Origin of the sequence: Enterobacter sp. LM3 (assembly GCF_046622475.1) — a bacterium.
In the GTDB taxonomy this organism is placed as follows: Bacteria; Pseudomonadota; Gammaproteobacteria; order Enterobacterales; family Enterobacteriaceae; genus Enterobacter; species Enterobacter cloacae_P.
Genome location: NZ_JBJURN010000014.1, coordinates 1 through 13,116, shown reverse-complemented (window position 1 = coordinate 13,116; position 13,116 = coordinate 1). Strand labels below are relative to the sequence as shown.

General features: G+C 54.0%; 11 protein-coding genes and 1 riboswitch. Of the genes, 8 read left to right on the top strand and 3 right to left on the bottom strand.

What is annotated here, in order from left to right:
• Window positions 1-206: 206 nt before the first annotated feature.
• Entirely contained in the window at window positions 207-1,358 is a 1,152-nt protein-coding gene (gene argE / locus ACJ9N4_RS14950) for an acetylornithine deacetylase (protein ID WP_182273282.1), read from the bottom strand.
• Between the two features lie 88 nt (window positions 1,359-1,446).
• On the opposite strand from argE, the gene argC reads away from it, so the two are divergent.
• The 4 genes from argC (at window position 1,447) to oxyR (ending at window position 5,941) form a co-directional block, all read left to right on the top strand.
• Window positions 1,447-2,451: an N-acetyl-gamma-glutamyl-phosphate reductase gene (argC, locus tag ACJ9N4_RS14945; RefSeq protein ID WP_182919131.1), complete on the top strand. Its 1,005-nt coding sequence runs from the start codon at window positions 1,447-1,449 to the stop codon at window positions 2,449-2,451.
• Window positions 2,452-2,457: 6 nt separating this feature from the next.
• The gene (gene argB, locus ACJ9N4_RS14940) at window positions 2,458-3,234 is read left to right on the top strand and encodes an acetylglutamate kinase (protein ID WP_098946274.1); all 777 of its coding nucleotides are present in this window, start codon (window positions 2,458-2,460) and stop codon (window positions 3,232-3,234) included.
• Between the two features lie 74 nt (window positions 3,235-3,308).
• Window positions 3,309-4,682: an argininosuccinate lyase gene (gene argH, locus ACJ9N4_RS14935; protein ID WP_182273284.1), complete on the top strand. Its 1,374-nt coding sequence runs from the start codon at window positions 3,309-3,311 to the stop codon at window positions 4,680-4,682.
• Window positions 4,683-5,014: 332 nt separating this feature from the next.
• Window positions 5,015-5,941, top strand: coding sequence for a DNA-binding transcriptional regulator OxyR (gene oxyR / locus ACJ9N4_RS14930; RefSeq protein WP_182919130.1), 927 nt, complete (start codon window positions 5,015-5,017; stop codon window positions 5,939-5,941).
• Here oxyR and sthA read toward each other — a convergent pair.
• Window positions 5,915-7,315: a Si-specific NAD(P)(+) transhydrogenase gene (gene sthA / locus ACJ9N4_RS14925; RefSeq protein ID WP_028018089.1), complete on the bottom strand. Its 1,401-nt coding sequence runs from the start codon at window positions 7,313-7,315 to the stop codon at window positions 5,915-5,917. The two genes, oxyR and sthA, sit on opposite strands and share 27 nt — an antisense overlap.
• Window positions 7,316-7,511: 196 nt before the next feature.
• Here sthA and fabR point away from each other — a divergent pair, with 196 nt between their 5' ends.
• Both fabR and ACJ9N4_RS14915 read left to right on the top strand, forming a co-directional pair.
• Window positions 7,512-8,150 carry an HTH-type transcriptional repressor FabR gene (gene fabR, locus ACJ9N4_RS14920; protein WP_014072319.1) on the top strand — a complete coding sequence of 213 codons (639 nt, stop codon included), beginning with the start codon at window positions 7,512-7,514 and terminating at the stop codon, window positions 8,148-8,150.
• Between the two features lie 9 nt (window positions 8,151-8,159).
• Window positions 8,160-8,519 carry a YijD family membrane protein gene (locus ACJ9N4_RS14915; protein WP_182273287.1) on the top strand — a complete coding sequence of 120 codons (360 nt, stop codon included), beginning with the start codon at window positions 8,160-8,162 and terminating at the stop codon, window positions 8,517-8,519.
• A gap of 57 nt (window positions 8,520-8,576) precedes the next feature.
• Here the strand turns inward: ACJ9N4_RS14915 and trmA are convergent, their stop codons facing one another.
• Window positions 8,577-9,677, bottom strand: a complete 1,101-nt coding sequence (gene trmA / locus ACJ9N4_RS14910; RefSeq protein ID WP_182919129.1) for a tRNA (uridine(54)-C5)-methyltransferase TrmA — start codon at window positions 9,675-9,677, stop codon at window positions 8,577-8,579.
• A gap of 104 nt (window positions 9,678-9,781) precedes the next feature.
• Window positions 9,782-10,013, top strand: a riboswitch (cobalamin riboswitch).
• Between the two features lie 65 nt (window positions 10,014-10,078).
• Between trmA and btuB the strand changes: the two genes are divergently transcribed.
• On the top strand, window positions 10,079-11,932 hold the full coding sequence (btuB, locus tag ACJ9N4_RS14905) for a TonB-dependent vitamin B12 receptor BtuB (protein ID WP_182273289.1): 1,854 nt from the start codon (window positions 10,079-10,081) through the stop codon (window positions 11,930-11,932).
• Complete coding sequence (murI, locus tag ACJ9N4_RS14900) at window positions 11,877-12,728, top strand: glutamate racemase (protein ID WP_182919128.1); 852 nt, start codon at window positions 11,877-11,879, stop codon at window positions 12,726-12,728. The genes btuB and murI overlap by 56 nt, the downstream gene beginning before the upstream one ends.
• The last annotated feature ends 388 nt before the right edge of the window (window positions 12,729-13,116 follow it).

The following is a 13,116-nucleotide window of genomic DNA, read 5'->3' as shown; positions in this document are numbered from 1 at the left end:
GAAAATCTGTTGGACAATATTTTGTCATCTCCCTTTATAAAGCCACGTAAAACCCCCGTCGTCAATTGCTGCGAAAACGGTTCAGCAAACGAATAAATGTGGGCAATTTACGAAATTTAATTCGCTTTGCATCAAATAAGAGATGCTTATGAGAATGTGACGGGGATCGCGAGATTTTCCCCTCTCTTCAGAGAGGGGAAGCGTCATTAATGCCAGCAGAAGTGATGTACAACCTGGGTAATCAGTTCACGGGTGGGTTTGATAAAGCGGGTTTCCAGGTATTCATCCGGCTGGTGGGCCTGGTTGATGGAGCCAGGGCCAAGCACCAGCGTCGGGCAAAGCGTCTGAATAAACGGCGCTTCGGTGCAGTAGTTCACCACGTCGGTTTTCTCACCGAGCAGTTTTTCCACCACTTCAACCAGCTGGTGATCCGGCGGGCACTCATATCCCGGGATCGGCGGGTGTAGCTCAGAAACCGTCAGACGGCCTGGCCAGCGCTCGCTCACCGGAGCCAGCGCTTCGCTCAGTAAGCCATTCAGGTCGTTCAGCGTCATGCCCGGCAGCGGACGGATATCCATATGCAGTTCACAGCAGGCGCAGATGCGGTTGGAGGCATCACCGCCGTGCAGGCTACCGAGGTTCAGCGTTGGGTAAGGTACGGTGAACGCATCGTGGTGGTAACGCTCTTTCAGCGAGTCACGCAGCTGCATGATGTGACCAATGGCGTCGTGCATCAACTCAATGGCGTTCACGCCACGCGCCGGATCGCTGGAATGACCGGACTGGCCCAGCACACGCACTGCCGTAGAGATATGGCCTTTGTGGGCGCGAATTGGCTGCAGGGAAGTCGGCTCACCGATAATCGCGCAATCAGGGCGAATTGAGGTGTTTTCAGAGAAATAGCGCGCGCCCGCCATGCTGGTTTCTTCATCAGCAGTCGCCAGGATATAGAGCGGCTTTTTCAGTTTTGTCACGTCGACGTCACGCAGCGCGTCGAGGATAAAGGCGAAGAAGCCTTTCATGTCGGCCGTACCCAGACCGTAGAGCTTGTTGTCATGCTCGGTCAGGGTGAACGGGTCGCGCGTCCAGCGGCCATCGTCAAACGGAACGGTATCGGTATGACCGGCCAGTAACAGTCCACCTGCGCCGTGTCCGGTGCTGGCGAGCAGGTTAAATTTGTGGCGTGTTCCGGGAACGGGCTGAACCTCAACGTTAAACCCAAGATCGCTAAACCAACCCGCCAGCAGATTGATTAAAGACTCATTACTCTGATCCAGTGCTTCTTCGGTCGCGCTGATGGAGGGTGTGGCAATCAGGGCGCGGTAGATCTCGATAAATGGCGGTAAGTTCATTTTCATTGTTGACACACCTTAGGTCGTGATAGTATCAATATTCATGCAATAAATGTGAATAAAAATACATTAACGTTGAGCATAAAGGAACCCGATGTTGAATACGCTGATTGTAGGCGCTAGCGGTTATGCGGGCGCAGAGCTTGTAAGCTACGTGAATCGCCACCCACATATGACCATAACCGCTTTGACCGTGTCAGCGCAAAGCAATGATGCCGGAAAGTTAATCTCTGATTTGCATCCGCAGCTGAAAGGCATTGTTGATCTGCCGTTACAGCCGATGTCCGACATCAGCGAGTTTACCGACGGTGTAGACGTGGTGTTTTTAGCCACCGCGCACGAAGTCAGCCACGACCTGGCTCCGCAATTCCTGGCGGCGGGTTGTGTGGTATTCGACCTTTCCGGCGCGTTTCGTGTTAACGATAGCGCGTTCTACGAAAAATATTACGGTTTCACCCATCAGCACCCGGACTTACTTGAGAAAGCGGTGTACGGACTGGCGGAGTGGAGCGCAGACAAACTAAAAGACGCGGATCTGATTGCCGTTCCGGGTTGCTACCCGACGGCGGCGCAGCTCTCCCTGAAACCGTTGATCGACGCAGGCCTGCTGGATCTGAACCAGTGGCCGGTGATCAACGCCACCAGTGGTGTGAGCGGTGCAGGGCGCAAGGCAGCGATTTCTAATAGCTTCTGCGAAGTGAGCCTTCAGCCGTATGGCGTGTTTAACCACCGTCATCACCCTGAGATCACTACCCATCTGGGGGCGAACGTCATCTTTACCCCGCATCTGGGTAGCTTCCCGCGCGGGATCCTCGAAACCATCACCTGCCGCCTGAAACCGGGTGTGACCAAAGAACAGGTGGGCGAGGTCTTTACTCAGGCGTATGCGGATAAACCGCTGGTGCGCCTGTATGAAAAAGGTGTTCCGGCGCTGAAAAACGTAGTTGGCCTGCCGTTCTGTGATATTGGCTTTGCCGTGCAGGACGAGCACCTGATTGTGGTGGCTACGGAAGATAACTTACTCAAAGGTGCTGCCGCACAGGCAATGCAGTGTGCAAATATTCGTTTCGGCTTCCCTGAAACACAGTCTCTTATTTAAGGTGTGATGATGAACCCATTAATTATCAAACTCGGTGGTGTACTGCTGGACAGCGAAGAAGCGCTGGAGCGTCTTTTTACCGCGCTGGTTAACTATCGCGAATCACACCAACGTCCGCTGGTGATTGTCCACGGCGGCGGCTGTGTGGTGGATGAGCTGATGAAAGGGCTTAACCTGCCGGTGAAAAAGAAAAATGGCCTGCGTGTGACGCCTGCCGATCAGATTGACATCATTACCGGTGCGTTGGCGGGGACAGCGAACAAAACGCTGCTGGCGTGGGCGAAGAAACACCATATTGCCTCTGTTGGTCTCTATCTGGGTGATGGTGATAGCGTAAAAGTGACCCAGCTCGATGAAGAGCTCGGTCATGTTGGACTGGCGCAGCCTGGTTCGCCTAAGCTGATTAACACGCTGCTGGAAGGTGGTTTCCTGCCAGTGGTGAGTTCTATCGGTGTGACCGAAGAGGGTGAGCTGATGAACGTGAATGCTGACCAGGCGGCAACCGCGCTGGCGGCGACGCTGGGTGCAGACCTGATCCTGCTCTCTGACGTGAGCGGGATTCTGGATGGCAAAGGCCAGCGCATTGCGGAAATGACGGCGGCGAAAGCAGAGCAACTGATTGCCCAGGGCATTATCACCGATGGCATGATTGTTAAAGTGAACGCTGCACTGGATGCCGCGCGTACGCTCGGTCGCCCGGTGGACATTGCCTCCTGGCGTCATGCGGAGCAACTTCCGGCGCTGTTTAACGGCACACCGATTGGCACACGTATTCTGGCATAAGCATTTATTGATTTACCGTAGGCCGGGTAAGCGTAGCGCCACCCGGCAGAACTAACGAATAAAGGAACGATGTTATGGCACTTTGGGGTGGGCGTTTTACACAGGCAGCGGATCAACGGTTCAAACAGTTCAACGACTCTTTGCGCTTCGACTACCGCCTGGCCGAACAGGATATCGTCGGCTCTGTGGCCTGGTCCAAAGCGCTGGTGACGGTTGGCGTACTGACCGCAGACGAACAGCTGCAACTGGAAGAGGCGCTGAATAATCTGCTGGAAGAGGTGCGTCTGGATCCGCAGCAGATCCTGCAAAGCGATGCCGAAGATATTCACAGCTGGGTGGAAGGCAAGCTTATCGATAAAGTGGGGCAGTTGGGTAAAAAGCTGCACACCGGGCGTAGCCGTAATGACCAGGTCGCGACCGATCTGAAGCTGTGGTGTAAAGAGACCGTTGGCGAACTGCTGGTGGCTAACCGCCAGTTGCAGAGCGCGCTGGTGGAAACTGCGCAGAACAACCAGGACGCGGTGATGCCGGGTTATACCCACCTGCAGCGCGCGCAGCCGGTGACCTTTGCTCACTGGTGTCTGGCCTATGTTGAGATGCTGGCGCGTGATGAAAGCCGCCTGCAGGATACCCTGAAGCGCCTGGACGTAAGCCCGCTGGGCAGTGGTGCATTGGCGGGTACAGCATACGAAATTGACCGTGAGCAGCTGGCGGGCTGGCTGGGCTTTGCTTCAGCTACCCGTAACAGCCTGGACAGCGTGTCTGACCGTGACCACGTGCTGGAACTGCTTTCCAACGCCTCTATCGGGATGGTTCACCTGTCGCGTTTCGCTGAAGATCTGATCTTCTTCAACTCCGGTGAAGCTGGCTTTGTTGAGCTGTCTGACCGCGTGACTTCCGGCTCTTCTCTGATGCCGCAGAAGAAAAACCCGGATGCGCTGGAGCTGATCCGCGGCAAGTGTGGCCGTGTGCAGGGCGCGCTGACCGGCATGATGATGACCCTGAAAGGGTTACCGCTGGCGTACAACAAAGATATGCAGGAAGACAAAGAGGGGTTGTTCGATGCGCTCGACACCTGGCTGGACTGTCTGCACATGGGCGCGCTGGTGCTGGACGGCATTCAGGTGAAACGTCCACGTTGTCAGGAAGCCGCGCAGCAGGGTTATGCTAACTCTACTGAACTGGCGGATTATCTGGTCGCCAAAGGCGTGCCGTTCCGTGAAGCGCACCATATTGTGGGTGAAGCGGTAGTGGAAGCTATTCGTCAGGGCAAAGCGCTGGAAGCGCTGGCGCTTGCCGACCTGCAGAAATTCAGTGCGGTTATCGGTGACGATGTGTATCCGATTCTGGCGCTGCAATCCTGCCTGGATAAGCGTGCTGCCAAAGGTGGCGTGTCGCCTAAACAAGTCGCGCAGGCGATTGCGGATGCGAAAAACCGGCTAGTTTAATTTGTGCGGGCTGATGCCCTCACCCCGGACCGTACACTCCCACGGGGAGAGGGAGCAAACACTAAAAATGGCAACTTCGGTTGCCATTTTGCTTTTATCCCCGGGCTTTTTTTACGCAAAAAAAATGCGGACCACGGGGTCCGCAAAAGTTCACGTTGGCTTTAGTTATTCGAGTTTGAGAGAAACTCGTTTGACGGTGCGGGAACGTCAAGGGTCAAACACGTTCTGTCTCGTCTATGTGATGTATTATTCAACAGAATGCTTGATAGGGATAATCGTTCGTTGCTATGCTATCTATCGCCATGAACTATCGTGGCGACGGAGGATGAATAATGAATATTCGTGATCTTGAATACCTGGTAGCGTTAGCCGAGCACCGTCATTTTCGCCGCGCGGCAGATTCCTGCCACGTCAGCCAGCCCACGCTGAGCGGTCAGATCCGCAAGCTGGAAGATGAGCTGGGCGTAATGCTGCTGGAGCGCACCAGTCGTAAGGTACTGTTCACCCAGGCAGGTCTTCTGCTGGTGGATCAGGCGCGCACCGTGCTGCGCGAGGTCAAAGTGCTCAAGGAAATGGCAAGCCAGCAGGGGGAGACGATGTCCGGCCCACTGCATATTGGCCTGATCCCAACCGTTGGCCCGTACCTGTTGCCGCACATCATTCCAATGCTGCACCAGACGTTCCCGAAACTCGAAATGTACCTGCATGAAGCGCAAACCCATCAGCTGCTGGCGCAGTTAGATAGCGGCAAGCTCGACTGCGCGATTCTGGCGCTGGTCAAAGAGAGTGAAGCCTTTATCGAAGTGCCGCTGTTTGATGAGCCGATGATGCTGGCGATCTATGAAGATCACCCGTGGGCTAACCGCGATCGCGTGCCGATGGCCGATCTGGCCGGTGAAAAACTGCTGATGCTGGAAGATGGCCACTGCCTGCGCGATCAGGCGATGGGTTTCTGCTTTGAAGCGGGTGCGGATGAAGATACCCATTTCCGCGCAACCAGCCTGGAAACGCTGCGTAATATGGTGGCAGCCGGAAGTGGCATTACGCTGCTGCCTGCACTGGCGGTACCGCGTGAGCGTAAACGTGATGGTGTGGTGTATCTGCCGTGTATTAAGCCAGAGCCGCGTCGTACTATTGGTCTGGTTTATCGCCCGGGTTCACCGCTGCGCAGCCGCTATGAGCAGCTGGCAGAGGCCATCCGTAGTTCAATGGATGGCCATTTTGACAGCGCGTTAAAACAGGCGGTTCAGACCGTTTAGTGCCGCAACCCGGTAGGCTTCCGCCATGGTCGGGTAGTTAAAGGTGGTGTTAACGAAGTATTCGATGGTGTTACCACCACCTTTTTGCTCCATTATCGCCTGGCCGATATGAATGATTTCCGCCGCGCGTTCTCCAAAGCAGTGAATACCGAGGATCTCTTTCGTCTCGCGATGGAACAGGATCTTCAGCGTACCCACGCTCATCCCCACGATTTGCGCCCGCGCCAGATGTTTAAACTGCGCACGACCCACCTCGTAAGGCACTTTCATTGCCGTCAGTTGCTGTTCGGTTTTACCCACAGAACTGATTTCCGGGATGGTATAGATACCCGTCGGAATATCTTCGATCAGGTGCGCTGTGGCTTCACCTTTCACCAGTGCCTGTGCCGCAATGCGCCCCTGGTCGTAAGCCGCTGACGCCAGGCTTGGGTAACCAATCACGTCGCCCACCGCGTAAACATGCGGCAGTGCAGTCTGGTACATGCTGTTGACCTTCAACTGACCACGGCTGTCGGTTTCAAGTCCGATGTTTTCCAGCGCCAGCGAATCCGTGTTACCGGTACGGCCATTGGCATACAGCAGGCAGTCCGCCTTCAGCTTCTTACCGGATTTCAGATGCATGATCACACCGTCATCGCAGCCTTCGATTTTCTCGTACTCTTCGTTGTGGCGAATCACCACACCGCTGTTCCAGAAGTGGTAGGAGAGAGAATCTGACATTTCCTGATCGAGGAACGCCAGCAGGCGGTCACGGGTGTTGATGAGATCAACTTTGACCTCCATTCCACGGAAAATCGACGCATATTCGCAGCCAATTACGCCCGCGCCATAGATAATCACATGACGTGGTTCGTGGTGCAGGCTAAGGATGGAGTCGCTGTCGTAGATGCGCGGGTGCGAGAAGTCCACGTCGGCCGGATGGTATGGGCGTGAACCGCAGGCAATCACAAATTTTTCGGCGGTGATGGTTTCAACCGAACCGTCGTGGCATTCGAGTGCCAGGGTGTGTTCATCTACAAAGTGCGCGTTGCCCTGCAAAATTTCGCAGTGATTACGCTCATAAAACCCCTGACGCATCCGCGTTTGCTGGTTAATGACGGTATCCGCGTGATTCAGGATGTCGGCAAAGGAGGAACGAAGAAGTCGGGAGTGGTCGCTGTAAAGAGGGTTCTGGTTGAATTCAATAATGCGGCTGACGGCGTGGCGGAGGGCTTTGGAAGGGATGGTGCCCCAGTGGGTGCAACCGCCGCCAACGTTATGGTAGCGCTCAATGACCGCTACTCTGGCTCCCTGTTTCACCAGTCCCATAGCAGCGCCTTCGCCGCCGGGGCCGGAACCAATAACTATTGCGTCGTAATCGTAGGAATGTGGCATGGTAAGGCTTACCTGTTCTTATACATAAAAGCAACAGGATCATAACATCATTGCCTGAGTAACCCAATTATCGTTGTGCTTTTTTCGGGCAGTGGAGCACAAACCGCGCGTAAACAATCATTCACAAAGCCAGGCAAACAGATTAATTTTATTCTCTGGTATAGTGCCATCAGACCTTTGGAAGGATTCAGCTATCGTGATGGGCGTAAGAGCACAACAAAAAGAGAAAACCCGGCGTTCGCTGGTGGAAGCCGCATTCAGTCAACTGAGTGCCGAGCGGAGTTTTGCCAGTTTGAGTCTGCGTGAAGTCGCACGCGAGGCCGGGATTGCGCCAACGTCCTTCTATCGTCATTTCCGTGATGTGGATGAACTGGGCCTGACTATGGTGGATGAAAGCGGCCTGATGCTGCGTCAGCTAATGCGCCAGGCGCGTCAGCGTATCGCGAAAGGCGGCAGCGTGATCCGCACCTCCGTGTCGACCTTTATGGAATTTATCGGCAATAACCCCAATGCGTTCCGCCTGCTGTTGCGGGAGCGTTCCGGGACGTCGGCCGCATTTCGTGCCGCTGTTGCGCGTGAAATTCAGCATTTCATCGCGGAACTTGCCGACTATCTTGAACTCGAAAACCATATGCCGCGTGCATTCACAGAAGCACAGGCCGAAGCGATGGTGACAATTGTCTTCAGTGCGGGTGCCGAAGCGCTGGATGTGAGCGTGGAGCAACGCAAGCAGCTCGAAGAGCGGCTGGTATTGCAACTGCGGATGATTTCCAAAGGCGCATATTACTGGTATCGCCGTGAACAAGAGAAGTTAGCACATCAAACCGATGAGTGAAGGTGAGTAATGAAACAGTCAGGTCAGGATAAGGGTACGTTGTTGCTGGCATTGATCGCTGGCTTATCAATTAATGGCACGTTTGCGGCTGTTTTCAGCTCGATTGTGCCGTTCTCGATTTTCCCGCTAATCGCGCTGGTTCTGACGGTTTACTGTCTACACCAGCGTTATCAGAACCGCACCATGCCGGTGGGGTTACCGGGGCTGGCCGCCGCCTGCTTTATTCTGGGCGTGCTGCTGTATAGCACCGTGGTGCGCGCAGAGTACCCGGATATCGGCTCTAACTTCCTGCCTGCCGTGCTGTCTGTGGCGCTGGTGTTCTGGATTGGCTCGCGCATGCGTAGCCGTAAGCACGAGCTGCCGGAGTAAGTGAATGGGGTGTTGTAGGCAGGTGGCGCTTTGCTTACCTGCCCTACGGGAACCCCATTACTTCGCAGTAAGCAGCACACCGCACTCCATATGGTGCGTATACGGGAACTGATCGAACAGCGCCAGACGTTCAACCTTGTGCGTCTGGCTTAATGTTTCCAGATTCTTGCACAGGGTTTCCGGGTTGCAGGAAATGTACAAAATACGCGGGTACGCCTGCACCATCTTCTCGGTTTCACTGTCCAGGCCACTGCGCGGTGGATCGACAAAAATTGTCTCGCACTGGTAGCTCCTGAGATCGATTCCCTGCAGGCGATTAAACTCACGCACACCGTTCATGGCCTGCGTAAACTCTTCAGCCGCCATACGGATAATTTGTACATTATCGATATGGTTAGCGGCGATGTTGTACTGTGCGGCGGCGACAGACGGTTTGGCGATTTCGGTGGCCAGAACACGCTCGAAGTTACGTGCCAGCGCCAGCGAGAAGTTGCCGTTACCGCAGTACAGTTCAAGCAGGTCGCCCGTTGAGCCTTCCGTTGCATTCAGCGCCCACTCCAGCATTTGCACGTTCATCGCGGCATTCGGCTGGGTGAAGCTGTTCTCCACCTGGCGATAAATCATCTCTTTACCCGCCACCGGCAGACGCTCGTCGATGTAATCCTGATCCAGCATGATTTTGGTTTTCGTCGCACGGCCAATCAGATGGACATTGATGTTCTGCGCCCGCAGCACATCGCGCAGGGCTTCGGCCTGCTCGCGCCACTCGTCGTTCAGCGCCTTGTGATAGAGCAAAGAGACAATGGCCTGGTTGCTTTGGGTGGTCAGGTAGTCAATCTGGAACAGCTTGTGGCGCAGCACGGGGTTGCTGCGCACGCCGTCGATCATCAGCGTCATGAGCTGGTTAATGAGTTCGCTCGCCGCCGGGAAGCTGTCCACGCGGATACGGGATTTCGTCTGCTGATCGAAAATAATGTGGTACAGGTCGTCACCATCGTGCCAGATGCGGAACTCTGCACGCATACGGTAATGGCTGACAGGCGAACGGAACACCTCGGGAACGGGCGCGTTGAAAGGCGTCATCATACTTTGCAGGCGGACAACTTTCTCTGCCAGCTGCGCGTCGTACTGTTCTGTCGGGAGGTGTTCGGGGGTCATGATGCGTCCTGAGTGATAAAGAATTACGCGGGGATTGTAGGCATTGTTCAGGGGATGTCCAGATTTAATGGCGCATGGCTGTCTGGACATCTATACGTGTCTAATTGTAGCATTCTGTTTCCGGTCTCCTGAGAGTGAAAAGGGAATCCAGTGTAAATCTGGAGCTGACGCGCAGCGGTAAAGACTGGCGGGATGAGAGTTGTAGACACTGCTTTATATACACAAAGTCCTTCAGGTAGCTCACGCAGAGGTAGCCTGAAGGATGAAATGGGCGGGAAGTCTTCATCCACAACACGCCACCTAGCCCGAAGACCTGCCGGGATCACGTCGCATTTGGTTTCATCATCGCGTGCTATAGATGAGGCCTGCGGCATCCTTCTTATATTGTGGATGCTTTAACAATGATTAAAAAAGTATCGCTGTGTACGGCATTGTCCGTCACGGCATTTTCGGGCTGGGCGCAGGATAGCTCAGACTCGCTGGTGGTGACTGCAAACCGTTTTGAGCAACCTGTTAATACCGTTCTGGCACCAACGTCTGTTGTGACGCGTGAAGATATTGAACGCTGGCAGGCAAAGAGCGTTGTTGAAATCATGTCGCGCCTGCCGGGTGTAGATATCGCACAAAGCGGTGGACTGGGAGCAACTTCATCTACCTTTATTCGCGGTACTGAATCCCGCCATGTACTGGTGCTGATTGATGGTGTTCCTCTGAACAGCGCCGGGATCAGCAACGTTCCCGATCTGAGTCAAATTCCGACCTCGCTGATCCAGCGCATCGAGTACATTCGTGGCCCGCGTTCGGCCTTATATGGCTCCGACGCGATTGGCGGCGTGATCAACATCATCACCGGTCGCGATAAGCCGGGGGCAGAAATCTCTGCGGGCGTAGGTTCTAAGGGTTACCAAACCTATGATGGCTCCTTCCAGCAGGTGTTTGATAAAACCAAAGTTACGATGGCGGGTAACTACACCTACACCCGTGGTTTTGATATCGCCGCGCTGGATGCGCCACGTCAGCCTGACCGCGATGGCTTTATGAGTAAGTCGCTGTACGGCTCTGTGGAACAGCAGATTACCGACAGTGTGAGTGGTTTCTTCCGTGGCTTTGGTTACGACAACCGCACTGCGTATGACGGTTACGATCACTATGATGCAAGCTTTATGGTTGATGGGCGGCCGGATACTCGTCAGCTCTACAGCCAGAACTGGGACACGGGTCTGCGTTACAACCAGGGCATTTTCAAGTCGCAGCTGGTGGCGGGTTACGGCCGCAGTAAAGATCAGAACTATGATCCGAAAAAAGGACGCTACGCTGATTCCGCAACAACGGATGATGTGAAGCAATACACCACCCAGTGGCTGAATACAGTTGAAGTGGGTCACGGCAACATCGGGGCGGGTCTGGACTGGCAGAAGCAGAAGACACAGGCCGGAACGGGTTACCTGGATAAAGGTTACGAGCAACGTAATACCGGCGTGTTCCTTTCAGCAATGCAGCAGTTCAACAGCGTGACGCTGGAAGCGGCGGCGCGTAATGACGATAACTCCAACTTTGGCAACCACGGAACATGGCAAACCAGCGCTGCGTGGGAGTTCATCGATGGGTATCGCCTCATCGGTTCTTACGGTACGGCTTATAAAGCACCAACCATGAGCCAGATCCACAGTGCGAGTTACGGCAACCCGGATCTTAAGCCAGAAGAGAGTAAGCAGTGGGAAGGTGGCTTTGAAGGTCTGACGGGGCCGGTAAACTGGCGCGTGACAGGCTATCGTAATGACATTGATAACCTGATTAGCAGCGATCCGCATACTTATCGCTATTACAACGTTGATGAAGCTCGTATTAAAGGCGTGGAAGCAACGGCGCAGTTCGATACTGGCCCGGTAGGGCATCAGATTTCCTATGATTATGTCGACCCGCGTAATGCCAAAACGAATGAAGTATTGGCTCGTCGTTCTAAGCAGCAGGTTAAGTATCAGCTGGACTGGCAAGTGTGGGATCTCGACTGGAACCTGGCCTACCGTTATCTGGGTACCCGCTATGATGTCGCGTTTGATCCAAACACTTATGCATCAGAACGCGTGAAAATGGGCGGTGTAAGTCTGTGGGATGTCGCAGTTTCATATCCTGTCACCTCACATCTGACAGTTCGTGGTAAAATAGCTAACCTGTTCGATAAAGATTACGAGACAGTTTATGGCTACCAAACTGCAGGACGGGAATACACCTTGTCTGGCAGCTACACCTTCTAATCCGCGTCCCACCGTGCTGGTGTTTGATTCCGGCGTCGGTGGGCTTTCGGTCTATGATGAGATTCGGCATCTTTTGCCGGATCTCCATTACATTTACGCCTTCGATAACGTCGCTTTCCCTTATGGGGAAAAAAGTGAGGAGTTTATTGTTGAGCGTGTGGTTGAAATCGTCACCGCTGTGCAAAAACGCTATCCCCTGGCGCTGGCGGTCATCGCCTGTAACACGGCAAGTACGGTCTCTCTTCCTGCATTGCGTGAAAAATTCCAGTTCCCGGTTGTGGGCGTCGTCCCCGCGATAAAGCCTGCTGCGCGTCTGACGGCGAACGGCATCGTCGGTTTACTGGCAACGCGTGGCACAGTGAAGCGTCCTTATACGCGTGAGCTTATCGACCGTTTTGCTAATGAGTGCCAGATTGCGATGTTGGGTTCGGCGGAACTGGTGGAGATGGCGGAAGCGAAGCTGCACGGCGAGGCGGTATCGCTTGAAGAGCTGCGTCGGATCCTTCGTCCGTGGCTGCGTATGCCGGAGCCACCGGATACGGTAGTGCTGGGCTGCACTCACTTCCCACTATTACAGGAAGAGTTGTTAAAGGTTCTGCCAGAAGGTACGCGCCTGGTGGATTCCGGTGCCGCTATTGCACGTCGCACGGCCTGGCTGCTGGAACATGAAGCGCCAGATGCAAAATCTGCTGATGCGAATATCGCTTTTTGTATGGCGATAACAAAAGAGACTGAACAACTTTTACCCGTTTTACACCGTTATGGGTTTGAAACGCTCGAAAAACTGGCGCTGTAGCACGGTTTTGAGCAAAAAAGAGACGGTTGAACGTTTTTTTTAAAAGAGGGGTTGTCAACGTCTGAGAACTCCCTATAATGCGCCTCCACTGACACGGAACAACGGCTTACAGGCCGCCGGGTTAGCGGGGTTCAGAGATGAACGCCAGCAGAGAAAAGTGAAAATAATCGCTTGACTCTGAATGAGGAAAACGTAATATACGTGACCTCGCAACGGTGAGCTGAAAGCCGCGTTGCAACTGCTCTTTAACAATTTATCAGACAATCTGTGTGGGCACTCAAAGTGACATGGATTCTTAATGTCTTCGGACAATAAATGAATACCAAGTCTCAACGAGTGAACACGTAATTCATTACGAAGTTTAATTCATTGAGCATCAAACTTTTAA